This window comes from Candidatus Zymogenus saltonus (assembly GCA_016929395.1).
GTDB classification, from domain to species: domain Bacteria; phylum Desulfobacterota; class Zymogenia; order Zymogenales; family Zymogenaceae; genus Zymogenus; species Zymogenus saltonus.
Genome location: JAFGIX010000011.1, coordinates 1 through 24,992 on the forward strand (window position 1 = coordinate 1; position 24,992 = coordinate 24,992).

22 protein-coding genes are annotated in these 24,992 nt (G+C 52.0%); 17 read left to right on the forward strand and 5 right to left on the reverse strand.

Annotated elements, in window-relative coordinates; all coding sequences use genetic code 11:
• The first annotated feature begins 391 nt into the window (after positions 1–391).
• Both JW984_02505 and JW984_02510 read left to right on the forward strand, forming a co-directional pair.
• Entirely contained in the window at positions 392–916 is a 525-nt protein-coding gene (locus JW984_02505; GenBank protein MBN1572047.1) for an NYN domain-containing protein, read from the forward strand.
• An 8-nt stretch (positions 917–924) separates the two neighbouring features.
• On the forward strand, positions 925–1,779 hold the full coding sequence (locus tag JW984_02510; GenBank protein MBN1572048.1) for a discoidin domain-containing protein: 855 nt from the start codon (positions 925–927) through the stop codon (positions 1,777–1,779).
• A 60-nt stretch (positions 1,780–1,839) separates the two neighbouring features.
• Here JW984_02510 and JW984_02515 read toward each other — a convergent pair whose 3' ends face one another.
• Complete coding sequence (locus JW984_02515; protein MBN1572049.1) at positions 1,840–3,258, reverse strand: patatin-like phospholipase family protein; 1,419 nt, start codon at positions 3,256–3,258, stop codon at positions 1,840–1,842.
• Positions 3,259–3,719: 461 nt separating this feature from the next.
• Between JW984_02515 and hrcA the strand changes: the two genes are divergently transcribed.
• From hrcA to dnaJ, 4 genes are all read left to right on the forward strand, one after another.
• Complete coding sequence (hrcA, locus tag JW984_02520) at positions 3,720–4,760, forward strand: heat-inducible transcription repressor HrcA (GenBank protein ID MBN1572050.1); 1,041 nt, start codon at positions 3,720–3,722, stop codon at positions 4,758–4,760.
• A gap of 17 nt (positions 4,761–4,777) precedes the next feature.
• Positions 4,778–5,584, forward strand: coding sequence for a nucleotide exchange factor GrpE (gene grpE, locus JW984_02525; protein ID MBN1572051.1), 807 nt, complete (start codon positions 4,778–4,780; stop codon positions 5,582–5,584).
• An 80-nt stretch (positions 5,585–5,664) separates the two neighbouring features.
• Positions 5,665–7,620: a molecular chaperone DnaK gene (gene dnaK, locus JW984_02530; protein MBN1572052.1), complete on the forward strand. Its 1,956-nt coding sequence runs from the start codon at positions 5,665–5,667 to the stop codon at positions 7,618–7,620.
• Positions 7,621–7,625: 5 nt separating this feature from the next.
• The gene (gene dnaJ / locus JW984_02535) at positions 7,626–8,738 is read left to right on the forward strand and encodes a molecular chaperone DnaJ (GenBank protein ID MBN1572053.1); all 1,113 of its coding nucleotides are present in this window, start codon (positions 7,626–7,628) and stop codon (positions 8,736–8,738) included.
• A 996-nt stretch (positions 8,739–9,734) separates the two neighbouring features.
• Here the strand turns inward: dnaJ and JW984_02540 are convergent.
• The 4 genes from JW984_02540 to rpoH all read right to left on the reverse strand — a co-directional run bounded on the left by JW984_02540 (position 9,735) and on the right by rpoH (position 12,894).
• Entirely contained in the window at positions 9,735–10,451 is a 717-nt protein-coding gene (locus JW984_02540) for a tetratricopeptide repeat protein (protein ID MBN1572054.1), read from the reverse strand.
• A 111-nt stretch (positions 10,452–10,562) separates the two neighbouring features.
• Positions 10,563–11,201 carry an outer membrane protein assembly factor BamD gene (bamD, locus tag JW984_02545; GenBank protein ID MBN1572055.1) on the reverse strand — a complete coding sequence of 213 codons (639 nt, stop codon included), beginning with the start codon at positions 11,199–11,201 and terminating at the stop codon, positions 10,563–10,565.
• A gap of 144 nt (positions 11,202–11,345) precedes the next feature.
• The gene (locus JW984_02550) at positions 11,346–11,885 is read right to left on the reverse strand and encodes a helix-turn-helix domain-containing protein (protein MBN1572056.1); all 540 of its coding nucleotides are present in this window, start codon (positions 11,883–11,885) and stop codon (positions 11,346–11,348) included.
• Positions 11,886–12,042: 157 nt separating this feature from the next.
• Entirely contained in the window at positions 12,043–12,894 is an 852-nt protein-coding gene (rpoH, locus tag JW984_02555; protein MBN1572057.1) for an RNA polymerase sigma factor RpoH, read from the reverse strand.
• Between the two features lie 322 nt (positions 12,895–13,216).
• Between rpoH and JW984_02560 the strand changes: the two genes are divergently transcribed.
• From JW984_02560 to cobA, 11 genes are all read left to right on the forward strand, one after another.
• The gene (locus JW984_02560; GenBank protein ID MBN1572058.1) at positions 13,217–14,149 is read left to right on the forward strand and encodes a patatin-like phospholipase family protein; all 933 of its coding nucleotides are present in this window, start codon (positions 13,217–13,219) and stop codon (positions 14,147–14,149) included.
• 176 nt (positions 14,150–14,325) lie between these two features.
• The gene (locus JW984_02565; GenBank protein MBN1572059.1) at positions 14,326–15,240 is read left to right on the forward strand and encodes a diadenylate cyclase; all 915 of its coding nucleotides are present in this window, start codon (positions 14,326–14,328) and stop codon (positions 15,238–15,240) included.
• Entirely contained in the window at positions 15,231–16,205 is a 975-nt protein-coding gene (dusB, locus tag JW984_02570) for a tRNA dihydrouridine synthase DusB (protein ID MBN1572060.1), read from the forward strand. Before JW984_02565 ends, dusB begins: the two co-directional genes overlap by 10 nt.
• A complete protein-coding gene (locus tag JW984_02575) occupies positions 16,174–17,547 on the forward strand; it encodes a sigma 54-interacting transcriptional regulator (GenBank protein MBN1572061.1) in 1,374 nt (457 codons plus the stop codon). Before dusB ends, JW984_02575 begins: the two co-directional genes overlap by 32 nt.
• A gap of 80 nt (positions 17,548–17,627) precedes the next feature.
• The gene (locus tag JW984_02580) at positions 17,628–18,203 is read left to right on the forward strand and encodes a D-sedoheptulose 7-phosphate isomerase (GenBank protein MBN1572062.1); all 576 of its coding nucleotides are present in this window, start codon (positions 17,628–17,630) and stop codon (positions 18,201–18,203) included.
• On the forward strand, positions 18,204–19,178 hold the full coding sequence (locus tag JW984_02585) for a deoxyhypusine synthase family protein (protein MBN1572063.1): 975 nt from the start codon (positions 18,204–18,206) through the stop codon (positions 19,176–19,178). It abuts the gene before it with no gap.
• 244 nt (positions 19,179–19,422) lie between these two features.
• A complete protein-coding gene (locus tag JW984_02590; GenBank protein ID MBN1572064.1) occupies positions 19,423–19,842 on the forward strand; it encodes a hypothetical protein in 420 nt (139 codons plus the stop codon).
• A gap of 27 nt (positions 19,843–19,869) precedes the next feature.
• The gene (locus tag JW984_02595) at positions 19,870–20,259 is read left to right on the forward strand and encodes a response regulator (GenBank protein MBN1572065.1); all 390 of its coding nucleotides are present in this window, start codon (positions 19,870–19,872) and stop codon (positions 20,257–20,259) included.
• Between the two features lie 95 nt (positions 20,260–20,354).
• Positions 20,355–22,358 (forward strand): glutamyl-tRNA reductase, encoded by a 2,004-nt coding sequence (locus JW984_02600; GenBank protein ID MBN1572066.1) that lies wholly within the window; start codon positions 20,355–20,357, stop codon positions 22,356–22,358.
• On the forward strand, positions 22,327–23,262 hold the full coding sequence (gene hemC, locus JW984_02605; protein ID MBN1572067.1) for a hydroxymethylbilane synthase: 936 nt from the start codon (positions 22,327–22,329) through the stop codon (positions 23,260–23,262). The genes JW984_02600 and hemC overlap by 32 nt, the downstream gene beginning before the upstream one ends.
• An 82-nt stretch (positions 23,263–23,344) precedes the next feature.
• A complete protein-coding gene (gene cobA / locus JW984_02610) occupies positions 23,345–24,988 on the forward strand; it encodes a uroporphyrinogen-III C-methyltransferase (GenBank protein ID MBN1572068.1) in 1,644 nt (547 codons plus the stop codon).
• The last annotated feature ends 4 nt before the right edge of the window (positions 24,989–24,992 follow it).

Here is a 24,992-nt window from a genome sequence, read left to right on the forward strand (position 1 = left end):
AAGAAAAGAAACGAGATACCAAAGGAAGCCGCCTAAATCGGCGGCCCCGAGAGGACATACTGTACGGAAGGTGCTTGACTTTTACAAATAATTGATACATTTCAAATTCATTCATTGACTTGGTACGTCCATTGTAGTTAAAATGATATATTATTGTTAAATGTAGTGTAATAAAATATAGGGTAAAAATAGCGCAAAATTGTGTAGAATAAGGAAATATAGGTGCAAAAAAGGTGCAAATAGTGCTTGACAAGTTGTATGATGTATACTATTTTAAATACAATATCAATTTTTTAAAATCAAAGCCCTATCTTTGCCCTGCAACGATAGGTTAATAACCGCCAGGGGATTGAGCAATCAATCCCCTGTTTTTTTTATATGGGAGCTACTTATGAGTAATACCGAGAGGGTGGCTATCTTTATCGATGGCAGTAATTTTTACCATGGATTGAAGACCTTTTTAGGACATGCAAGGGTTAACTTTGAAAAGTTCTGTAATGTCTTAACGGAAGGAAGACATTTAACAAGGATCTATTACTATAATGCACCGCTTCCTCAGGATTTTGACAGCGAAAGATATCGAGAACAGCAAAAATTCTTCGAGAGTATTAGAAAAATACCTTATCTTGACCTGAAACTGGGTAAGATCGAAATAAGGGGCGCAGCACTTGTTGAAAAAGGTGTTGATGTACTTATAGCTATAGATATGATTAAGTATGCAAAAAATAATGCATACGATACCGCAATCCTTGTTTCCGGTGATGGGGACTTTGCCCCCGTATTGGAGTTTTTAAAAGACTACGGAAAACATATAGAGAATGCATACTTTAAGAAGGGCAGATCATATAATCTTAGCAATCATTCCGACAGGTTTATAAAGTTAGATAACCTGAATTGGGAAGATTTGATTTTGTAGGATTCATTATGGCAAACGTAGCTTTAGGCAAGAGAGTAGAAGAGGATTGGAGTAATTCAATTGAAGCAACAAATGGTAATGTTTCTAAATACACGGGTAATGCAGGTTTTGCTTATACACCCTGGCCGGATAATTTGACAATTGATTTGGAAAATATTTATGAATTGCATGTAATAAGATTTTTATTGTTTGATGGACTTGGGCGACCTAATAGTAAAACCAGAGACACAAGGATATATAAGTATAGATTATTGACATCTAAGGATCACAGGGAATGGCACCTACATTTTGATACCGGAAAAGATGGTTATAACGGATGGCAGGAATTCGAATTTATTCCACCTGTTCAGGCAAGGTATGTAAGAATTCATGCAATGTGGAACTCAGCAAACAAGTGGTTTCATGTTGTTGAAGTAGAGGCACATGATAGTCCCGCACCTAAAATGACAGCCGAGTGTGTGCTAAAAAGAACTATAAGAAACTCAATTGATAGTAATGAAATTGAATTGGGAGAAACTTATCCCTTGGCAAGAAAGGTATCTGATTTGGCAGATCAAATTGAGGAAATAGTAAATAAACATCCCGACTGGCTCAAAGAAGAACCACTTTTAGAAGTTGTAAAAGAGTTACGCATAAGATTTAGAGATATTAATTTGATAGAACAGAATATTGACTCTATAAGAAGTGAAATTATTGAACCAGTTACAAATGAAATGGATAAAGCTAGTAAGCTGGGTAAGTATTCAAAATACGGTTTTATTTTCGGAATTATCGGTATAATAGTTACAATTATTGGTTTGGTTATTTCAAATTATTCGTATTTAAAAATCATAAATTATCTGAAACAACTCTCAGGCCATTAGTTATCAGCATTTTTTTATCGAAAATATCGATAATAAAAAAAACCCCTGTTTATCCCCCCCTCACTCAACCCCATTACACCTTAGATAATTCTCCAGAATCCTGTCTTTCACCGTCCCCACGACCAGCCTTGCGGCGCACTCGAGGTTGTCGGCCAGCTCCGGTTTGATCTGAAACCGCGTCGGCGTCTTCTGGAACCTCTCCACGATAACGTCAAGCTCGGAGGGGGTGTAGCGCTCGAATCCCTGCTCGTCTCTCAGGCTCTCCAATATGGCCGGGTCCTTGACGAGGTAGGGCGAGATGTATACGAAGTCGATATCCTTGTACCTGGAATTATCTTGGATGAACATGATGGTGATGTAGGCCAGCGTCTTTCCCCGGTAGGCGTATATCACCCTCGTTCGCTCTATGGTTGCGCCCGCCTTCAGCCCGCGGATTAGATTTTCCGAGGCGGTCGGGTCGATTCGCTGGTTGGCGTCGATGATGATCACCATGCCGCCCCTGTACTTCTTGCCCGGACTGTTGTACCTGTCAAAGACGAGCTCCATGATCGACTCGAGGCCCAGGGTGTCCCCCACGCCCCCGTCCACCACGTGGACGTATTTCGGGTTTTCCGGCGTGGAGGTTATCTCGTCCTTGAAAATGATGGGGCCGAATATAAGCGGGACGGCCGCCGAGGCGACCACCGCCCTCGACACCTCCATATCACCTACCGAGATTCCGATGTCCTCGCACAGCTTTATGTTCAGGAGACCCTCCTCGAGCGGCACGTTGCTCTTGCCCATACCGGTGTCAATGAGCTTGCTTCCCAGCTCCTCCTCCGCGTGGGAGCTGAAGACGTCCCTCCTGACCGTGGTGAAGAGGAACTTCGAGCCCGTGTCCATCACCGTTCCGTTTACGATCAGCGTGGGACAGATCCCCTCTATCTGCCTTTTGTATAGATCGTTGAAGGTGGCGTTGTGAAAATAGTATTTGTCGAAGTCCCACTTCAGGAAGTAGGCCCTCTCGACCGACTGGAGAAATATCCTGTGCCAGAGCCAGGGCTTGAAGAGGATATCCCTCTCGATATTTCTCCTCATCTCCTTGACGAACTTGTCGAAAAATGCGGCGTGCTCTTCGATGTTGGTCGTGTCCGACTCCGGCTTGTTCAGGCAGTAGTAGGCGGAGGAGACGCTCCCCCCGGATACGCTGGAGATGTAGTCGATCTCATCGAGGATGCTCCGGCCGTCCGGGAGCTTCGCCTGACGAAACAGCTCCCTGAATACGGCGGCGCTCCAGACCGCTGACCTGCTCCCGCCGCCCGAGACGGTAACCGCCAGGAAGTAGTCGCCGTCATCCAGCGCGTTGTAGGCCTTGGGTTGGGGAATGGGCTGCGAGTAGACGACAAATTTGTTGCTGAAGATGCTGCATCCTGTGGTAGAGGCGAGAAATATTAGAAAGGCAAGAAGAATCGATAGGTTAAGTATCCTCTTAGAAATCATATTTATTCTCCAGAGTTTTTTGTATGTTGGTATAATTAAACAGTCATTTCCAATATTGCCGTTTTGGGAGCGCCGACGATTAGAAATTAAAACGGTGCCCATATCTTAGGACTGAGAACAGCGGGCGGGTCTGTGTCGCCCCCCCCCTTTTTTCGGACTTGAATAGTCTGAAAGCTTATAGATATTTTTCCCATTTGTCAAGAGAAAGGCATGCTTTTTAAGGCCTCCTTTTGTCATCGCTGTGTTATAATTATACATCGGCCTATTTTTAGGTCAATGGCCGTTTTGCCCGCACAATCGGGGAATTTGCCCGGATTTTTTAACTTGACAAAACGGGAAATCGTGGTTATCTTAAAAGATAATAGCACTCGAATGAGCGGAGTGCTAAATTTTTAAAAACACCTTCAAGTTGTCTCGAGACTTTTCATTTCTTGTAGGTTTAGTATAGAGGCGGGTATCTTATGATACCAAAGATCGGGGATAGGGCGAGGGAAGTACTCCTTGCCGTAATAGACGATTTCATAAAGCACGGTGAGCCGGTGGGCTCGCGGACGGTTTCCAAGAGAAAGGATATCGACGTGAGCTCCGCGACGATAAGAAACATCATGTCCGATCTGGAGGAGATAGGTTTTCTCACTCAGCCCCATACATCGGCCGGCAGGGTGCCCACGGATAACGCCTTCAGGTTCTACGTGGACAGCCTCATAAAGGTAAGCGACCTCACGAGGAGCGAGGAGCTGGAGATAGAGCGGAGCGTGAGGCCGCAGAGCTCCGATATAAAGGACGTTATCAAGGAGACATCGAGGGTACTCTCGGAGATGTCTCAATACATCGCGCTGGTGAGCACGCCGAGTTTCACCGATACCGTATTCAGACAGATAGATTTTGTGAGGCTTACGGGGAGCAAGATTCTCACAATCCTCGTTTCAAGCAGCGGGATGATCTACAACAAGATTATCAACGCCGAAGAAGAATTGGATCAGGAGAAGCTGGATTGGATGTCCCGGTATCTCAACGATGTTTTGTCCGATCTGACCCTGGTGGAGGTAAGGGGGAAGATACTCGAAGAGATGCAGAAGGAGAAGAACCTTTACGACGAGCTGTTGATCAAGGCTCTGTCGATCTCGGACAAGGTGATAAACGAGGAGATCATCGATGATGAGATATTTATCGAGGGAAGCGCAAATATCTTCAGCCATCCGGAGTTTACCGACATAAACAAGATGAAGAGGATATTCATGGCTTTTGAGAATAAGCATTACTTATTGAAATTATTGGAAAAGGTCGCGAAGGCCAACGGGATCAAGGTCTTTATCGGATCGGAGAGCAAAATCAAATATATAAGCGACTGTACGATTATCGCCTCTCCCTATGAGAAGGGGGGACAGGTGCTCGGAAGCATCGGGGTGATCGGGCCGATGAGGATGGATTATGCGAAGATCATCCCGGTTGTTGATTTTGCCGCGAGTCTGGTATCGAGGTTTTTGGAAGAAGATGATTAAGGAGATTTTGTCGGTTTATGGATGAAAGAGAGAAGAAAGGGGCACAGGTAGAAGGTGGAGAGGAGATCGATAATGAGATCCCCAAGGAAGATATAGACGAGGCGCTCAAGGAGGCGGAGGATATTTCAGGGGATAGGTCTATGAAGGCGGAGGGCGATTCCGGGGAGGGGTATGAAGGGAGAGATGATAAAAGGGGGGTTGATGAGGGCATGGAGGGTGAGGGCGGGGAGGACGGCTCCTCCGAGGTTGGCGTCGTGAGGGAGGAGCTGGAGAACGCCAAGAGGGAGGCTTCGGAGAAGCACGATCAGTATCTCAGGGTGCTGGCGGAGTTCGAGAATTTCAAAAAGAGGGTCCAGAAGGAGTCGGCCGAATCGAGGAGATACGCCAACGAGGAGCTTCTCAAGGCTATGCTTCCGGTGATCGACAACCTCGAGCGGGCCCTGGAGCACGGCGGCAACGATGCCAAGGACGATCCAATGGTTGAGGGGATCAAGATGGTTCAGAAGCAGTTTCTGGAGACCCTCACGAAATTCGGCGTTTCACAGGTAGAGGCGTTGGGGGAGCCCTTCGATCCGAATTTCCATGAGGCGATGATGCAGATCGCCACGAACGATTCCCCCCCAAACACGGTCGTTACCGAGATAGCCAAGGGTTATCTTTTTAACGACAGGCTTATCAGGCCCGCGATGGTGGGGGTCTCGGTAGCAGCGGGCAATGCCGATGCTCAGGGTCTCTCATCAGACGAAGATGACAAGGCGGAGGGCGAAGATACAGGTAAGGAGGGGGCGGACGATATGAAGGAGGACGGAGAGGGTCTCGATTGAGCCCCGTTCAAGACAGGAAATGACAAAGTATACTAACTATAAATTCACACCATTTTCATTGAGAATGAAGGAGGAAAGATATGGGTAAGGTTATTGGTATCGATCTCGGTACGACAAATTCATGTGTTGCCGTGATGGAGGCCGGAGATCCGAAGGTCCTCACGAATGCCGAGGGGAGCCGCACAACCCCATCGATGGTTGCGTTTACCGACAGCGGTGAGCGCCTTGTGGGGCAGGTTGCGAAGAGACAGGCGATTACCAATCCGGAAAGGACAATCTACGCCGTGAAGCGTTTCATCGGAAGAAAGTTTGACGACGCGGAGGTTCAGAAGGACGTCCGGATTTGTCCCTTTAAGATAATTGAGGCCAAAAACGGCGACGCCCACGTATCCGTTGACGACAAGGATTACAGTCCCGCAGAGATATCCGCTATTATTTTAACCAAGATGAAGCAGACCGCGGAGGATTACCTGGGCGAAAAGGTGCAGGATGCGGTTATCACCGTTCCGGCTTATTTCAACGACAGCCAGAGGCAGGCGACGAAGGACGCCGGGAAGATCGCCGGATTGAACGTGCTCAGGATAATAAACGAGCCGACGGCGGCCTCGCTGGCCTACGGCCTCGAAAAGAAGACCGAGGAGAAGATAGCGGTCTTCGACCTCGGCGGCGGGACATTCGATATCTCGATTCTCGAGCTCGGCGAGGGGGTGTTCGAGGTAAAATCGACCAACGGCGACACCCACCTGGGCGGTGAGGACTTCGACCAGAATGTCATCGAGTACCTGGCCGATGAGTTCAGGAGGGACCAGGGGATCGATCTCAGGGGCGACAAGATGGCCCTACAGAGGCTGAAGGAGGGGGCGGAGAAGGCCAAGATGGAGCTCTCCACCTCGATGGAGACCGATATTAATCTCCCCTTTATAACGGCCGACGCCTCCGGCCCGAAGCACCTTAACATTAAGCTGACACGGGCGAAGCTCGAGGCCTTGGTGGACGAACTCATCCAGAAGCTCGAGGGGCCGTGCAGGACGGCTCTCAAGGACGCGGGCATGTCTTCGGGTGACATAGACGAGGTAATCCTCGTTGGCGGCATGACCCGGATGCCGAAGGTGCAGGAGAAGGTCAAGGCCATCTTCGGCAAAGACCCTCACAAGGGTGTAAACCCGGACGAGGTCGTTGCGATGGGCGCCGCGATTCAGGGAGGGGTGCTGACCGGGGATGTCAAGGACGTCCTGCTCCTCGATGTTACTCCCCTCTCCCTCGGCATCGAGACCCTGGGCGGCGTGTTCACCAAGCTCATAGAGAAGAACACCACAATCCCGACGAAGAAGGGGCAGATATTTTCCACGGCGGCCGACAACCAGACTGCTGTGTCGATCCACGTCCTTCAGGGCGAGCGGGAGATGGCGGCGTACAACAAGACGATCGGGCGGTTCGACCTGGTCGGCATCCCGCCGGCGCCCAGGGGTATTCCCCAGATCGAGGTCACGTTCGACATCGACGCAAACGGCATCATGCACGTTTACGCCAAGGACCTCGGCACCGGAAAGGAGCAGTCCATCAGGATAACCGCCTCGAGCGGACTCTCCGAGGAGGAGATCGAGAAGCTGATAAAGGACGCCGAGGCCCACGCCGGCGAGGACAAGAAGAAGAAGGAACTCGCGGAGGCGAGGAACGAGGCGGACGGTCTCGTCTATACGACCGAGAAGTCTCTCTCGGAGTTCGGCGACAAGCTCGATCCCGCCAACAAGTCCGAGGTGGAGGCGGCGCTGAAGAAGGCCAAGGAGGCGATGGAGGGGACGGACGCGGAGGCGATAAAGGCCGCAACGAAGAGGCTTATGGAATCGTCCCATAAGCTCGCGGAGGCGATGTACGCCCGGGCCTCCTCAACAAGCGATGCGGGGCCGGGCCCCGGACCTGAGCCGAATGCTGGGGGTGCCGGAGGCGGCCCAGGGCCGGGAGCGGGCGCCGATTCAGGCGCGGATGACGTTGTGGACGCGGATTTTGAAGAGGTGGACGAGGATAAAAAGGAATAGTGTAGTTGATTAAGAGAGATTACTACGAGGTCCTCGGGGTCGGCAGAAGCGCGGACAATGAAGAGATAAAGAAGGCTTACAGAAAAGCCGCTCTCAAATACCATCCCGACAAGAATCCGGGGGACTCTCAGGCAGAGGATAAATTCAAGGAGGCCTCCGAGGCCTATCAGGTCCTCTCCGATCGCGAGAAGAGGGACCTCTACGACAGGTTCGGTCACGACGGCCTCTCCGGCGCGGGGTTCAGGGGATTCGGCGATTTCGACTTCGGATTTAGGGGCTTCGAGGATATATTCTCCGACGTCTTCGGCGATATATTCGGGATGAGGGGGAGGAGGCAGAGGGGGATCAGGGGGAGCGATCTGAGGTACCACCTGACGATCGACTTCGAGGAGGCGGTATTCGGGGTGGACGCCAAGGTCAAGGTCCCGAGGATGGAGAGTTGCGAGAGCTGCGACGGGACCGGGGCCGAGCCGCCCACCAGTCCGGAGAGCTGTCCCATTTGTCACGGCACCGGACAGATAAGGACGCAGCAGGGTATCTTTGCCATATCGAGGACGTGCACTAAGTGCCGGGGGAGCGGTCAGATCATCAAGACGCCCTGCAAGACCTGCAACGGCCAGGGGAGGGTGAAGAAGAGCCGCACGATAACGGTGAAGGTTCCGCCCGGCGTGGAGAGTTCGACGAGGCTGAGGCTCTCCGGCGAGGGCGAGCTTGGGACCGGCGGGGCGCCTCCCGGAGACCTCTACGTGGTCATCGAGGTAAGGCCCCATTCGATCTTTCAGAGGGAGGGACAGGACATCTACTGCTACGTCCCGGTTACGTTCCCTGAGGCCGCATTGGGAACGGAGATAGATGTCCCGACGCTGGAGGGTCTGATAAAGATGAAGGTCTCCTCCGGGACGCAGTCGGGGACGGTTCTGACGCTCAAGGGGAAGGGAGTGCCGCACCTCAACGGCCACGGCAGGGGCGATGAGCACGTCATTGTCAAGGTGGAGACGCCCACAAAGCTCACGAAGAGACAGAAAGACCTGCTCAAGGAGTTCGCCCACGAAAGCGGCGGCGAGACCCATCCGGAGAGGGAGGGCTTCTTCGAGAAGGTCAAGGGGATATTCAATTGACGTGGGGACGGGCGGGGAGGCGGGTCGGGTGAGGTGGTGAGGATGTATAAAAGGGAGGCCGGATGGATAAAAGGGGGGCCGGATGGATAAAAGGGGGGTGAGATGGACAAGAGGGACGGTGGAATAGATAGAAGGGACGGCGGAATGGACTAAAGATAGATGGGATGGACGAAAATCTAACGGAGTCGGTGGTGAGGGGGAGGCAAGTCAAAGAACATTTGATTTTATATATTATTTAAGGAAGGGATTATTTCACGATAATCCCTTTTTGATTTTTTTGTACTGTAAATTCGAACTGAAGAAAATATGGAACTGCGGCCTTATGCGGGCCGGCTATCTGTTGGGCCTGTATCTCCGCTACCCGATTTATTCTTCGCAATGGTTTAGAGGGTGAGCCGTTGAGATGCCAATAGGCGTTTAATCCGAAAAAAAATACGGCATCCCGCACTTAGAAACGGCGGTTGATTAAGGTGTCTGCGGCGCCCCTGTCAACCAAAGGTTCCCACCTCCGGGATAAGGAAGAGCCGGAGGACGGCCAATCGGCTTGGGGCATTCAGGGAATAGGATTGCGGCTAAAAGATTTGGGATTGACAAGGGGTTGGCAACTTATGGTGGTTGGTTTAAGGTCAAAAGACTCAGGATTTCTGAAAAGCCGATGATAGGTCAAGGAGATTGACTACCTGCGATGAGCAAATGGGCCGATGGGTCGTTGATCGGTTTGGGATTTCTAAAAGGAAGACGATTTTCGAGAACCGCGTGGTTAATCGATCGGCTTGGGGCTTTCAAAGAGAACTGGGTGACGGTTAAAGAGTTTGGGAGTTTCAAGGGATTGACAATTTATTAATAACCGGCTGCCGGTTAAAGGGTTCAGGGTCTCCGCGGATTTAACAATCTGAAATATTGCCGCCCCTTAAAATAGCGCCGTCCCATTAAACGGTACTGGCCCTCTCAAATGGTGGCGGCCCCTCTTCAAATATTGCCGGCCCCCCCCTGACGTTATGAGATAATGTCCGCCTCTATCATCTGGAGGTAGAATTTGGCCCTTTTTTCATCGGGGTTTTGTTTCAGGGCCTTTTCCCAATATTTTTTTGCTTCTTCGATGTTTTCTTCTATATAGTGGCTCAAGCCGATGGCCAAGAGCGCCTGGGTATAATCGGGCTTTAGGGCCAGTGCTTTTTCCAGTTCCTCTATTGATTCCCGGGGTTTTCCCGATTCTCTCAGTGCGATTCCGAGCTTGGTCCTGATGTCGACGAAATCGGGACTCAGGGCCAGGGCCTTTTGGTACTCTTTTATCGCCTCTTTATATATTCCGTGGGCGTAGTAAATGTCCGCGAGATTAGCGTGGAGGTTTGAGAGTTTTCCCAGGGAGAAGGGATCGAGCCCATCGGTTGTGGTCTCTTCTTTTACGATCTGTTTGGCTTTGGCGTATATTTTCCTGGCCTTTTCCAGCTGACCCATGTCGTTGTAGATTACTGCCAGGTTGAGCGAGGCATCGGTATATTTAGGATTCAACTTGATCGCTTTTTCAAGGGCCTGAACCGCCTTATCAAACTTCCCGTTGTCATGGTGGATAATCCCCACCATGTTGTAGACATCCGCAAACTCGTATCCCTCTTTTATTATCTCGGAAAAGTACTCCATGGCCGCATCATAGTCGTTGTTTATGTAAGCCTCTTTGCCGAGCCAATAGAGATTGCTTTTTAGCTTAATCATGGTCAAAAAGCACAAGGTTTGGGATACGGACTAATGCGATACTTCGCCCAAAGCTTCCGATATAAATCGGGCTTGACTCTTTTAAACTTATGGAGATTAAAATCCCTGAAGTTATTTTAGTTCGGAGAGACGCTTTTTGCTCTCTTCGATGTACCTCTTTGACTGTTCATCGAATCCAAAGCCGGAGTATTTATTTATGACCTCTTCAAAACGTATTATGGCCGCGTTGTATTCTTCCCTGTCGAAATAGTATATGCCCACGTTGTAGTTGTATTCCGCAAGTCTTTCGTGGCACAGTCTTAGGTAGCTCATGGAGTTGGATGTGTATTTGCTGTTCGGGTACGTGAGAATGAGCTGGGAAAATTTCATGGCCGCCTTTTCGGTAGGCGTCTGGTCGCGCTTTGGGTCCGTGGATGACTTGAAGTATGCAAGACCTTCACGAAAGAGGGCATACGGGACATTGTCGTTCAATGGGTGTTTCTTTATGAAGTTTTCGTAGGCTACTGCGGCATCTTCGTATTCTTCATCCGCGAATAGTTTCTCGGCGGTCTTCAGATCATAATCGAGGGTAGGCTCCGGCTCTCCGGTGCTGGTTCTTACGTTTTTATCACCGCCACCACATCCCGAGGCTGCGAACAGCATCGCTAAAGTGGCGATTATTATTACGGGAAGCAATGTAATCGATAGCTTCCGCTTCATATATTTTATTGTGTTTGTTTTTACCGTGTTTGTCCTGAAAAAGTTCAACATCTTATTGACCCCCCTTTTTAAGTCAATAATTACCATTTAAGGGTTGACTTTGTCAACAAAATTCTATTGTTTGTGAAAAATAGGGGTTCCCTTAAAGAACAAGAGAACCCCTATTTAACTCCTTAAATGGAGTGTGTATCCAACTTACTTTTTTGATTTTTCAACTCTGATCTGGTCCTCCGTGTACTCCAACACCTTTTCCTGATTCTTTTCTGAAAGCAGCCTGAAGTTGGAAAGGAGGGATACTTCATCAGGATTGATCTTTTCGGGATCGGCGTCTTTGTAATCGCCGCCGGACTCCATAACGCTCATGACCTCCTGGGTGGACCTGAGAAGGTTTTCGGCCTCCAATGCCTTTTCCCTCCAGATCTCGATTTCGTCGGCCATATCTTTAAGCACCTGATTGTGGAATTCGTCACCCTTTTCCATGATTTGCTCGTTTACCGTTTTCCCCGTGAGCAGCCATTCCATGGAGGTGTTTGTGAAGTCTGCGATCCTCGCGAGAATTGCGGATTCGGGGATTCTCTCCTTATTGAGGTAGGTGGAGAGGGCCGCTGCGGTGATGTTGCATTTTTCGGCAAACTGATACTGCTTGAGACCAGTCTTTTTGATCAGCTCGTTAAGTCTTTCGGAGACTTTTTTAGGGTTGATATTTGTTAGATACTTGTTTTTTCTCTGTCTCATATTTTCACCATTGTAAATAGATTATAAATAATCACAACCTCACGATGCGCTAATATATTGTGTGATAGAATTTCTTATCAAAATTATAAGTAATAATACCACACTTAATTATCTTTGTAAAGGAAAATTTAGGAGGTTAATAGTTTTTTTTATTTTTCTATTTTACGGCGTAATTGTCCATAGCGGGGACATTCCTCAATTTTTTTAATGCTCCGACCTCGATCTGGCGAATCCTCTCCCTTGAAACGCTGTATTTGTCTGCTATCTCTTGGAGCGTTTTGGGCTTTTGTGACATTATTCGGTGTTTTACTATATATCTCTCCTTCTCGTTCAGTACCTTGAGGGCGTCTTTAATATCCTCTGCAAGCATACGCTTCTCTTCGTCCTCTATGAGGCCGGACTCCTGGGCAGGTTCTTCCGATATGAAGTCAATATATGTGGTTTCATCATCTTCATCGCCGATACTGCTGTTAAGCGAGAGGTCCCGGCCCGAAAGCCTCTGGTCCATCTCCCTTACGACGTCGTCATTGACGTCCAGTTCCTTGGCTATTGCGGAGATGTCATCCTCCTTGGTAATGTCGATTCCCAGGGCCCTCTTGGCCCCCTTCATCTTGTAGAAGAGCTTCTTCTGTGCCTGGGTTGTGCCTATCTTGACAAGGCTCCACGACTTTATGATGAAGTTCTGGATGTAGGCCCGTATCCACCAGACGGCGTACGATATAAGCCTGAATCCCTTGTAGGGATCGAATTTCTTTACAGCCTGCATGAGGCCGATGTTCCCCTCTTGAACGAGGTCCATGAGCTTGAGGCCGTAGTCTTTGTATTCATGGGCAATCTTCACCACGAACCTCAGGTTGGAGACAACCAACTTATGGGCGGCGTCTATGTCTTTATGTTCCTTCCACCTGACGGCCAGATCGAACTCCTCCTCGCGGCTGAGGAGCGGATAGCGATTTATCTCGTTCATGTAAATGCTTTGAGGATTTGTCGTTGCCGGTAGTCCATTCATTTTATTTACCTCTCACAAAGTATCATTTTTATTATCAGCACTCATCAAGGAAGAGTGCTAATTGTACCATAAAAAAAATTTATTTAAAAGTAAAATTAGATATAATTATGATTTAAAGTCCTTTTTTTAGGAATTGTATCCCGCTAATACCCGAAATCCGTTCCAAATTTCCCTTCAGTTTCATCCTTATTGCCCCATTTCCATTGACAAGGAGCTAAAATTATTATAAATTCAATTAAACTCTTTTCGTACATATAGATGCACGGGGAGAAGAAAGGATTCACGATATTCGTTAACGTTAAGAGAATAGGGGGGAAAGATATTGATCAGCTTCAAGGATATTTTAAAGCATTTGCCGTTTATAGGCCAAAAGAGCGTGGGGATTGCCCTGGGGAGCGGGGCGGCCAGGGGACTTGCCCATCTGGGGATCTTGGATGTCCTCATGGAGGCGGGGGTGGAGATAGAGTTCGTTTCCGGCACCAGCATAGGCGCCTTTGTGGGGGCGTTTTTTTGCGCCGGTAAGATAGACGAGCTTGTAAGATTTGCCAAGAACTTGACGAGCTGGGAATCTTTGAAGTTTGCCGATTTTATGATACCGAAGAACGGACTCATCGAGGGGAAAAAGATAGAGAAGTTCATGAGGGATCACCTCGGAGACAGGAGGATACAAGATCTGGATATTCCTTTCGCATGTGTCGCAGCGGACTACTACACGGGGGCGGAGGTGATATTGAACAAGGGGGACCTCGTGGACGCGGTGAGGGCCTCCATATCCATTCCGGGCATCTTCAAGCCGGTGCCTGTAAACGGGCTCTTGCTGGTTGACGGTGGAGTGGTCAATCCAGTTCCCGTCGAGGTTGTGAGGGGGCTCGGCGCCGATTACATCATAGCCGTTGATATAAGCCCGAGTATCGCCAACATGACCATATCGAAGGACGTTGACAATTTTAGGCAGGAAGACATGGCGGCTCTGTCCAAGTTCAGATCCGATGGAAGAAATTTGGAACACTCTCCCAACATATTCGAGGTCATCATGGGATCCATCAGCATCATGGAGGCGCTGGTAAATACAATGAGGCTTAAGAGCGAAAAACCGGATATAATCATCAAACCGGATGTCTTCGATTTGGGCCTATTTGAATTCTATAAGTACAAGCTCGGCGTCTCGCGGGGGGAGGAGGCGGCCAAGGGTGTCCTTAATAAGATAGACAGGTTCGTAAAGAGGAGGGAGAGGGCTTTGATAAAGGCGTCTTAAGGGATTGAGTGTCTGCCGATTGAGCTTTATATATTTTTAAATAAAGGCCAACAAGATTTCTGTTCAGATATGAAGCGGGGTCTTAAGAGAGGCCGCCATGAAGTTGATTCGGATGATTTCTGATTAGGGCTTTCAAGTGAGGATTGAAATATTTTTTGGGGATAACCGAGGGAAGTATGAAAAAAAAGAAGGCTGTATCGAAGGAGGCGAAGCTCACCAAGGTAATCCTGGAGAGCGCATTTGATATTGCGGAAAAGCTTAAGGTCAAAGAGACCTTCGTCTTTGCCACCGACCAGCTGCTTCAGGACACAAATCAATTTATAGAGCAGATGGAGAAGGTGGATGCCCTCTTGGTTGTCAGGGGTGAAAAACAGATGGAGCAGTTTTCCGGGAGGCTTTCCAAGGTCTTGAAAATCCCCGATGTCGCCCTTTCCAGAATGAACCAGATCAAGGTGGCGGTTATGCTGGCGCTGTCATCGGGGCTTATCGAGCAGGGGGACAAGATCGTCTGCGTCACGGGTGTTATAGCACTTGGCTTCAATGACACCGTTGTGGTTATAGACACCGGCATCGAGTTCGAGATTTTCAGCTCCGCGAACCTGGTAGATATTTCCAAAATGGTTCGTCCCGACGTGTTTGAGACGGTCTTGAAGCTTTCCATGGAGCTGGCCAACCAGGGGAGAGAGGGGAGGGCGGTGGGTACGATCTTCGTCCTGGGGGACGACGAGAAGGTCCTCCAGCTCTCCCGACAGATCATCATCAACCCCTTCAAGGGCTACTCCGAGGAAGAGCTTTCCATCCACGACCCGGAGCTCAGGGAGGCGATAAAGGAGTTTTCGGTCATAGACGGGGCCTTTGTGATAAGGGGGGACGGCGTTCTCCTTACGGCCGGTCGGCACCTCAACGCCGCCGTGGAGGGGGAGAACCTGCCCCAGGGATTGGGGAGTCGTCATATGGCGGCGGCCGGGATAACATCGTTGACCGACTCCATCGCCATCGTGATCTCCGAGTCCACGGGCAGCGTCAGGATATTTAAAAAGGGAAATATCTTCATGGAGATAGAGAGGCTTTCCATCGGGCCATGGAGATAGGGACGCTCAAACTCCGCTCCCGGGTGCTCGCGGCGCCGATGGCGGGCGTGATAGACCTCCCCATGCGTATCCTCTCAGCGAGCTTCGGGGCGGGTCTCGTTTTTACCGAGATGATAAGCGCCGAGGGAATGGTGAGGGAGCAGAAGAGGACCTTAAGATACATCACGTGCCATCTGGAGGAGATGCCTCTTGGCGTCCAGATATTCGGGAAAAATCCTTCAACGATGGCCCGGGCGGCGAAGATGGCCCAAGACCTCGGGGCTTCCATTATCGATATCAACATGGGCTGCCCGGTGAGAAAGATCACGAGGCAGGGGGCGGGAGCGTCCCTTCTAAAGGACCCCGACCTTGCAGGGTCGATCGTCAAAGAGGTAAGGCGGGCCGTCGATGTCCCCCTCACCGTGAAGATAAGGGCCGGGTGGGACGAATCGGGCGTAAACTTCATCGATATAGGGAGGATGATCGAGGAGGCCGGGGCCGACGCCGTAATACTTCACCCCAGGGTTGCGACCGAGTTTTTTGCGGGAAAGGCTGACTGGGACAAGGTGGGAGAGCTGTCGGAGGCGCTCTCAATACCGGTCGTGGGGAGCGGGGACATTCTGTCCTACGAGGAGGCGCTTGGAAGAATCGAGGAGACGGGTGCGAAATTCGCCATGATCGGAAGGGGGGCGATGGGAAGGCCGTGGGTCTTTTCCCCCGCATCGGATCCCGGGCCCTACGAGATATTGTCGGTGATTCAAAGACATATCGGGCTCATCGTTGACCACTACGGCGGGGAGAGGGCGGTGCCGATAATAAGGAAACACGTCTCGTATTACATAAAAGGTATGAGGGGGGCGGTTGATGTGAGAAGGAGGCTTATGGGAATGGGGGATATAGACGAGATAACAAGCAGTATCGGAGAGTATCTGAAAGAGGGGGGCGAAATAGAAAATGGCGCCAAGAAAATCGGGACCCCCCTTTAAGAGGGCGGTTATCTTTCATCTCGATGAGGACGTTTCAAGTACCTTTCGCAATATCTTGGAAGGCAGAAAGATCGATGTATGGGAGGAGAAGAACCTGAGGGATCTGAGGTTCACCCTCAAGACATACAATCCCGATTTCCTCTTTATTGGATCCGGTTACGTTATCAAAAGGGAAATAGGATTCATATCCTCCTTGAAAAAGGGAACGGACGGCCTCTCGATTGTCGTGGTTTCCACGTTGGGAGACAGGGAGGGAATTCACCCATTCTTGGACGAGTCTATTTTTAGCGTTATCCTCGATCCGTACCATCCAAAGGAGATAGCCCATCTGATAAAGTCCGCCGAGGGAACAAGGAGGGCGGAGATTCAGGATAAAACCCTGAAGGGAATTCTGGATCAGATCGCAAATCCGAATAAATTTTTTATTGGGAAGTCCCCGAACGCCATTCAGGTCAGGAAATCGATTCAAAACGCCAAGAAGGATAACGCCCCAATATTGATAACGGGCGAGGGCGGAACCGGAAAGACCCATATATCATACTCAATCCACGTCAGGCCGCAGTCAGGATTGACCTCCATTCGGATATATGACCCAATATCCGAGCCGGAGAGGGGAAGGGGGCTTGTAAAGTACGTCGAAAGCCTCGGGCACCTGGATACCCTTGTAATCAAGAACACCCAGCATTTAGACTCGGTCGAGCTTAACGGACTGGTTTCGATGATGAAGGAATCGGAGAGGTGGGGCGAAAACCTGCCCCGTTTTATTCTCCACCACAATCCCTCCCACGGCATCCCCCACAGATTTGACGGTTTCTCCTCCCTTAAAAAAATAACGATAGATCCCTTGAGGGAGAGGAGAAACGATATCAGGCTTCTTGTTGACTACTTCCAAAATATCTTCACGAAGCATGTCGACGGTCCGAAGGTGGAAATAACCCCCCCCGCCAGGAAGCTCTTGAAAAATTACCGCTGGCCGTACAACGTCACCGAGCTTATGGGCGTTATCCTGTACGGCATCGTGTCGACCGGCGGCGGGGCGATATACCCCTTTAACTTCCCAGATTTCATCACGATCAGTGACCCGTTTGCCATGGAGAAGATGTCGCTGGAAAATTTCTTTTTGTCCAAGCTGACTCCCGTCATAAAAAAGATGAGCAGACACAACGTCGAGGGTCTGTATCCGATAGTCTTGAGCCGCATGGAGATCCCCCTGATAAAGCTGGTGTTGCAGGAGACGGGGGGAAATCAGCTGAAGACGGCCAAGATCCTCGGGATCAACAGAAACACCTTGATGAAGAAGATCAAGAAGCACAAGATAGTGATAAATGAGATCGATTCGTGAGGGGTGATTCTCCTTGACATAATGGGGCCTTTTCTATATCATTAATCTCTTGAGCACATTTTTGAGATCAGGGGAGTAGGATGGACCAGATCATCAGAGAGGCCTTCATTGACAGCGCAGATATCAAAAGGAAATTTGCCGAGGCCAATGAATCGAAAATCGAGGAGGTTGTCGGAGAGATAGTCGAGGCCTTCAAGCGCGGAAACAAGCTCCTGCTTTTCGGAAACGGCGGGAGCGCCGCGGACTGCCAACATATAGCTGCCGAGTTTGTGAACCGCTTCAAGATAGAGAGGCCTCCCCTTCCGGCCATCGCCCTTACCACGGACACCTCGATTATAACGAGCATCGGAAACGACTACGATTTTTCCGATATATTTGCAAAGCAGATAAAGGCCCTTGCCGCCGAGGGCGATATCGTCATCGCAATAAGCACAAGCGGCAACTCCCCCAACGTGCTGAAGGGTATGGAGGCGGGCAAGAAGCTTGATCTGCTGACGATTCTCTTTTCGGGCGGGAACGGCGGAAAGGCCCTGGAGCTTTCGGATTACACCTTTCTGGTTCCCTCGGGGGATACCCCCAGAATCCAGGAGGTTCACATCACACTGGCCCATGTCCTATGTGAAATGGTTGACTTCAAACTCTTTAAGGGCGCGTAGATGAAGAGAGACCGCTTTGAGCCTCTCGACACTTCAAAGGTAAAGACCTATCCCCTGTCCAGGCGGGAAAGCAAGGTTTCAATCAAAGATGTCTGCACCCCGCCCGTGGCCGGAATGACGCTTAATGACTATTTCAATCGTCTCCCGAACATCTTGGCAGCGAAAGACTTGAAGGACGCCGTCTCCGCCGTCGCCGAGTCGGTAATGGGAAAAAAGACGGTAATCCTGGCCATGGGTGCCCACGTGATCAAGGTGGGCCTGGGGCCGCTGATAGTCGATCTGATGGAGCGGGGGATCGTAAGCCTCGTGGCCCTCAACGGCGCCGGGATAATCCACGACTTCGAGATGGCCTATATCGGTCACACCTCCGAGAACGTGGAGGACGTGATAGGGGGTGGAGAGTTCGGAATGGCGGAAGAGACGTCAAAGATGCTGAACGCCGCTATTGTTGACGGGGCGAAGGAGGGACTGGGATTGGGGGAGGCCGTCGGGAAGATGATAGAGGATGAAAAGCTCCCCCACAGGGATGTAAGTATAATTGCCGGCGGAATGAGAACGGGAACACCCGTTACGGTGCACGTCGCCGTAGGGACCGATATCATCCACATGCACCCGGATGCGTCGGGGGAGGCAATAGGGAAGAGTTCTATGGAGGACTTCAGGAGGTTTGCGGCCGCGGTGGCGACGCTTAAGCGGGGAGTATATTTCAACATCGGCTCGGCGGTGCTCCTTCCGGAGGTGTTTCTGAAGGCCCTGACCCTTGCCAGGAATCTCGGCCACGACGTGGACGACTTCACCGCGATAAACATGGATTTTATGAGACAGTACAGGCCGGAGACGAACGTAGTGGGAAGGCCCACCTCGAAATCGGGGAGGGGCATATCGCTTACCGGTCACCACGAGATAATGCTCCCCCTCCTATTCGGGGGCGTGATCGACGCCGTCTCGGAAGGCAAAAAGGGGTCCAAGGGATAAACTGCTTCGGCTTTTTTTGGGCAGGGGAGTGCTTCAGGATTTTGCGATGCTGTGCGGGATTGGCTAAAGGGTGCGATCGAGGCGCACCGAGGCTTTATTATCCGGGACGGTTTGGGTTTGGCGGAGGGGTGGGGGCTAAAGTTTTTCAATATTTTGAATATTTGCGATACCGATGACCTTGACTTGAGAGATAAAGGTCTATGTTATTAATATCCTGTTAATATTATATCAGGGGTGACTATTTATGGTAGGTGCACAGGGCAAAGATCGAAAAGGCGAGGGGAATGCCGCGGGGAAAAATCCGCAGGGCAAGGGGAAAGGGGGTCTTAACCTTTCCCGGAGTCTTATCCTTGCCGTGATCGTTGCGCTTTCTCTTTTGATAGGCGCTTTTTTCACCTATCGGATCGGTGTGAGGGCCGTATCGGAGATCGAAAATCAGGGGGATCGGCTCTCGGCAGTTCTGCCTTATGGATACGGAGCGAAGGATATTATAAGGCCCCTCTTCGATTTCACGGTTAAGGTCGTCAGGGACGAGATGGAGCCTCAGATGATATTCGGGGTTTTTATTGAATTATTTTCGGCCCTCGAAGATGGAGTATTGACCGAAGGCGAATTTCTGGTTATAATAAATAAGATATACGCCGAAGATAAAATTTGCCTGTAGTCCATAAGACTGTGTTATGGTGGGGATATGGTAGCAAAGAAAACAGTATTGATAGTCGACGACGATAAGTTCTTTCGGGAGATTCTGAGCAAGGAATTTGTCGAGGCGGGATTCAAGGTCATTACCGCGGTGGACGGGGAAGACGGCCTGGAGAAATTCCAGGAGTCCAAGCCGGAGATAGTCATTTCCGACAAGATCATGCCCAAGATGGGCGGGACGAGATTCATGAGCCTGGCCAAGGAAATGGAGTTCAGCAAAGACGTTATCTTCGTAACCATGAGCTCGATGATCAAGGGCGCTCCCCACGAGCACGACAAGGACGTGCTGGGCTCCAGGGTTCATATCCCGAAGTCGACAAATCCGATAGATGTCGTGATAATAGTAGAACAACTTCTCGACAGGAAGCAGAGGGAGTGATTACCTGCTGGCCTGTATTACCTTTTCGGCCGCCGGATAATAATGGCGGCCTTTTATATGCGTCAGGATAATTAAGTAGTTAGGTTAATAGATATATGAGTCCCAAAAACCTCTTTCCCATGTTCATAAAGCTTAAAGGCAGAAAGACCCTGGTGGTGGGAGGGGGAGAGGTGGGGACGAGGAAGGCGGCGGCCCTTATTGAGTCGGGGGCGGATGTCACCGTCGTCTCCCCGGAAGTCACAGATAGGCTCAAACGACTTATCGATGAGGGGAAGGTCAAGTACGTCAAGGGGAGGTTTAAAGAGGAGCTTTTAGACGACGTCTTTATCTGTGTTTCGGCCGTGGGCGACGATGAGACGGATAGCGAGATCGAGAGGCAGTGCCGAGGCCGGGGGGTCTTGGTAAACGTCGTCGATGTTCCGGAGAGATGCGATTTTTACTTCCCCTCGGTAGTCTCCCGGGGCGACCTCACGATAGCCATATCCTCCGGCGGCGTCTCCCCCGCCATGACAAAAAAGATCAGGCAGGACATGGAAGTGATCTACGGGCCGGAGTACGAGGGCGTCATCCAGCTGATGGGGAGCATCAGGGAATACTTGAGGGGGGCGGGCCTCTTCGGAAAGCGCCTTTCCGAGGTCATGGGGAAGGTGGCCAGGCTGCCTCTGGCCAGGATAATCAGCGAAGGTAAAACCAAAGAGCTTAACGCCGTAATCGACAGTCTCCTCAACGGGGACGGCAAGTTGAAGGACGTCGACCTCGACATCGAGCTGGATCCCGTTTCTCGGTGGGGCGAGGAAGGCGTCAAGATATTCGTCGTCGGGATGAGCCACAAATCGGCCCCCGTCGACGTCCGGGAGAAGATGGGCCTGAGCAAGGATTCTATTGAGAAGTTCCTGGAGGGTCTGAAGGAGTTCAACGAAATAACGGAGTGCGTGTTCCTGTCCACCTGCAACCGGGTGGAGATACTCGGGTGTGCCGTCGACGTGGACAGGGCGGTCGAGTCTTCGATCTCCTACCTCGGGAGGTTCCACGGCAGGGTTCCGGAGGAGATGCGGAGCTATTTCTACATCAAGGAGGGGAGGGAGGCGGTCGAGCACGTCTTCAGCGTCGCCTCTTCCCTCGATTCGATGGTCGTGGGCGAGCCCCAGATACTGGGGCAGGTAAAGGACTCTTATCGGGCCGCCACCTCCGCAGACGCCACCGGCATAATACTGAACAGGCTCATGCACAGGGCCTTCTTTGCGGCTAAGCGCGTCAAGAATGAGACCGACATCGCATCGCGCCCCGTATCGATAGGCTCCGCCGCCGTCTGGCTCGCCGAGGAGGCCCTGGGCGGTGTGTCGGGAAAGACGGTCTTCATGATAGGGGCCGGCGAGATGGGGGAGGAGACGCTGCGAAACCTGATAGGATCGAGCGTCGGGTCGATCCTGCTGGCCAACAGGACCCACGAGACCGCGCTCTCCCTGGCGGAGAGGTTTTGCGCGAGGGCGATGCCCTGGGACGAAATCCATAAAGGTCTCGAGGCCGCGGACATCGTCATCTGTTCGACCGGGTCGAAGGAGCCGATAATAATGAAGTCGATGGTGGAGGGGGCCTTTTCTGGAAGGGGGGAAAGGCCGATTACGATAATCGACATCGCCGTACCGAGGGACGTGGAGGATTCGGTCGCCGATATCGACAATGTCTCCCTGTATAACATCGATGACCTCGACTCCGTGATAAGGAGAAACCTGAAGGAGCGGGAGGGCTCGGCCGAGGACTGCAGGAGGATAATCGCCGAGGAGTCGGAAAAGTTCACCCGCTGGCTCGAATCCCTCGACGTGGTTCCCACCATCGTGTCGCTCAGAGAGAAACTCGAGAAGATAGGTGAGGAGGAGACCGAAAAGCTTATCTCCTCATGGAGGGGGATCAATGACAAGGAGAGGGAGGCGGTAAGGAGGCTTACGAATTCAATAATCAACAAGATACTCCACGACCCCACGGTCTACCTCAAGAAGGAGGCGTGGCTCGCCGGGGATATGACCATCGACCTCGTAAAGGGGATCCTCGGCCTTTCGGAAAATCGACATGAAGAAGATCAGGATAGGGACGAGGGGTAGCCGACTGGCGCTGGCGCAGGCGAATACAGTGGCCGGGATGCTGAAGGGTGCCCTTGGCTGCGATACCGAGATCGTCACGATAAAGACGGCGGGCGACAGTGTGAATAACGTCCCCTTGTGGAAGGTGGGGGGAAAGGGGCTGTTCGTTAAAGAGATAGAGACGGCGCTTCTCAAAGGGGAGATAGACATCGCGGTCCACAGTATGAAAGACCTCCCCGCCGAGATTTCGGAGGGGCTTGTTGTCGGGGCCGTCCCCAGGAGGCTCAACCCGGAGGATTGTCTTATCGTATCGAGGCGGGTGGGCGACTCCCCCCCAAGTATTGGAGGCATTGGGGATTTGCCGGAGGGCGCCGTCGTCGGCACTTCGAGCCTGAGGAGGGGCGCCCAGCTCCTCATGATCCGCCCCGACCTCAGGGTTATCCCCATGAGGGGAAACGTGGACACGAGGCTCAAAAAGCTTGGGCAAGGGGAGTGCGACGCGACGGTCCTTGCCGCCGCGGGGATGGACAGGTTGGGGCTGGATGACGTTGAGCGCGTTCACCTTAATCCGGCGGAGTTTATTCCCGCCGTCGGCCAGGGGGCGCTGGCCGTCGAGGTGGGGCGAAGATTCCGGGAAGAGGTCTCATCGATAGACGACGCCGAGAGCCGGGCCGCGGTCCTGGCGGAGCGGGCCCTCGTCAGGACGCTCGGCGCCACCTGCCGCTCGGCCGTGGGGGGGTACGCGAGAATCGTTGACGGGAGGCTCATGCTCAAGGGAAGGGTCCTCTCCCCGGACGGGAGGGATATGTTGGAGGGGGAGGCTTCGGGGGAGATGGAGGATGGAGCAGAGATAGGGAGGGAGCTTGGGGAGGAGCTTTTGGGGAGGGGCGCGGGGAGGCTGCTTGACATGGCGCCGGAGGGTTAATAAAATTTGTTTTTTTTGGGGGGGCTTGGGGTGATGAATTGTTCCTTTTGCTTCATAAAGACTTGGGGGGGTAAGATAGTTGATGGATAAAGGCGGCAGGGAGAAGGGATTCCGCGGGGTGGTATATTTCGTGGGGGCGGGGCCGGGCGATCCGGGCCTCCTTACGCTTAAAGGTGCATGGGCCCTTGCAGGTGCCGATGTTGTAATCTACGACTACCTCGTCAACAAGGAGATCCTCTCCCACACGAGGAAGGACGCCGAGCTGGTCTACGTGGGGAAGATGGGGGGGAAGGCCTCGATGTCCCAGAAGGAGATAAACGATCTCATTGTAAAAGAGGCGAAGAAGGGGCAGTTCGTGGTGCGTCTGAAGGGTGGAGACCCCTTCGTCTTTGGGCGTGGGGGGGAGGAGGCGATGGCGCTCACGGCAAAGGAGATAGACTACGAGGTGATACCGGGCGTCACGTCGGCCACCGCGGTTCCAGCCTATGCGGGAATACCGGTAACCCACAGGGAGTACGCTTCGGCGGTGGCGTTTGTCACCGGGCACGAAGACCCGACGAAGGATGATACGAGCGTGGACTGGGAGTATCTCTCCCGGTTCCCGGGGACGATAGTGATCCTCATGGGGATTATGCGGATAAGGGAGAACGTGGATGCCCTTATCTCCGGGGGGATGGATCCCGACACTCCGGCGGGGGTGATCTCATGGGGAACGACGCCGAGGCAGAGGAGCGTCTTAGGCGACCTCGAGGAGATAGCGGATATCGTCGAGGAAGAGGGGATAGAGGCCCCGGCGGTGATGGTGGTGGGCGAGGTGGTTGACCTGGCCGAGGGGCTGTCGTGGTTCGAGCACCAGCCCCTCTTCGGCAAGAAGATCGTGGTTACCAGGGCCAGGGATCAGGCCTTCGAGCTTACGGATCACCTGAAGAGCCTCGGGGCGGAGCCCGCGCTCCTCCCAACAATCGAGATAGTCCCCCCTCAATCGGATGAACCGATCATCGAGGCGATAAGAAACCTGAAGGACTACGACGTAGTAGTCTTCACGAGTCCCAACGGGGCGAGGACATTTTTTCAGTATCTCGACGGGGAGAACCTCGACGGGCGCTCCCTCGCCGGGATCGAAGTGGCGGTAATGGGTCCGGGCACGGCCCGGGCCCTCCATGAGTTCGGGATATTGGCCGACATAATGCCGGACGACTACATCGCCGAGGCGTTGGCGGAAGCGATCATCGAGGCGAAGGGGGGGGAACTCTCAGGGAAAAAGATGCTCCTCTTCAGGGCCGAGGGCGCGAGGAAGGTCCTTCCGGAGTTTCTTATCGGTGCCGGGGCTGAAGTCGACGACGTTCCCGCCTACAGAACGGTCTGCCCCGACATCTCCAGAGACGAGATGATGGAGGCCCTTGAAGGGGCGGACCTCGTCACATTTACCAGCGGCTCCACCGCGAAGAACTTCAGGGAGCTGGTGGATAAAAACGGCATCCTCGATGAGGCCGATTTCACCATTCCCCCGGCGGCGTCCATCGGCCCGATAACGACCGAGGCGGCCGAAGGGGCCGGGCTTAAGGTGGCGGTGGAGGCCCTCGATCACACCGTATTCGGCCTTGTGGGGTCGATAATGGAGTACTTCGTGGGGCCCCCTCCGGAGCTAACGGGAATCTCAATGGGGGGGCCGGGCGCTCCCGGTGGTTCGCGCCGGCCGAAAGGTGGCAAGGGGAGGAGACGATGACAAT

Excerpts from the sequence above, each read along its gene's own strand:
- JW984_02505 (MBN1572047.1), top strand. The coding sequence starts at position 392 with ATGAGTAATACCGAGAGGGTGGCTATCTTTATCGATGGCAGTAATTTT.
- JW984_02510 (MBN1572048.1), top strand. The coding sequence starts at position 925 with ATGGCAAACGTAGCTTTAGGCAAGAGAGTAGAAGAGGATTGGAGTAAT.
- JW984_02515 (MBN1572049.1), bottom strand. The coding sequence starts at position 3,258 with ATGATTTCTAAGAGGATACTTAACCTATCGATTCTTCTTGCCTTTCTA.
- hrcA (MBN1572050.1), top strand. The coding sequence starts at position 3,720 with ATGATACCAAAGATCGGGGATAGGGCGAGGGAAGTACTCCTTGCCGTA.
- grpE (MBN1572051.1), top strand. The coding sequence starts at position 4,778 with ATGGATGAAAGAGAGAAGAAAGGGGCACAGGTAGAAGGTGGAGAGGAG.
- dnaK (MBN1572052.1), top strand. The coding sequence starts at position 5,665 with ATGGGTAAGGTTATTGGTATCGATCTCGGTACGACAAATTCATGTGTT.
- JW984_02540 (MBN1572054.1), bottom strand. The coding sequence starts at position 10,451 with ATGATTAAGCTAAAAAGCAATCTCTATTGGCTCGGCAAAGAGGCTTAC.
- bamD (MBN1572055.1), bottom strand. The coding sequence starts at position 11,201 with ATGTTGAACTTTTTCAGGACAAACACGGTAAAAACAAACACAATAAAA.
- JW984_02550 (MBN1572056.1), bottom strand. The coding sequence starts at position 11,885 with ATGAGACAGAGAAAAAACAAGTATCTAACAAATATCAACCCTAAAAAA.
- rpoH (MBN1572057.1), bottom strand. The coding sequence starts at position 12,894 with ATGAATGGACTACCGGCAACGACAAATCCTCAAAGCATTTACATGAAC.
- JW984_02565 (MBN1572059.1), top strand. The coding sequence starts at position 14,326 with ATGAAAAAAAAGAAGGCTGTATCGAAGGAGGCGAAGCTCACCAAGGTA.
- dusB (MBN1572060.1), top strand. The coding sequence starts at position 15,231 with ATGGAGATAGGGACGCTCAAACTCCGCTCCCGGGTGCTCGCGGCGCCG.
- JW984_02575 (MBN1572061.1), top strand. The coding sequence starts at position 16,174 with ATGGCGCCAAGAAAATCGGGACCCCCCTTTAAGAGGGCGGTTATCTTT.
- JW984_02580 (MBN1572062.1), top strand. The coding sequence starts at position 17,628 with ATGGACCAGATCATCAGAGAGGCCTTCATTGACAGCGCAGATATCAAA.
- JW984_02585 (MBN1572063.1), top strand. The coding sequence starts at position 18,204 with ATGAAGAGAGACCGCTTTGAGCCTCTCGACACTTCAAAGGTAAAGACC.
- JW984_02590 (MBN1572064.1), top strand. The coding sequence starts at position 19,423 with ATGGTAGGTGCACAGGGCAAAGATCGAAAAGGCGAGGGGAATGCCGCG.
- JW984_02595 (MBN1572065.1), top strand. The coding sequence starts at position 19,870 with ATGGTAGCAAAGAAAACAGTATTGATAGTCGACGACGATAAGTTCTTT.
- JW984_02600 (MBN1572066.1), top strand. The coding sequence starts at position 20,355 with ATGAGTCCCAAAAACCTCTTTCCCATGTTCATAAAGCTTAAAGGCAGA.
- hemC (MBN1572067.1), top strand. The coding sequence starts at position 22,327 with ATGAAGAAGATCAGGATAGGGACGAGGGGTAGCCGACTGGCGCTGGCG.
- cobA (MBN1572068.1), top strand. The coding sequence starts at position 23,345 with ATGGATAAAGGCGGCAGGGAGAAGGGATTCCGCGGGGTGGTATATTTC.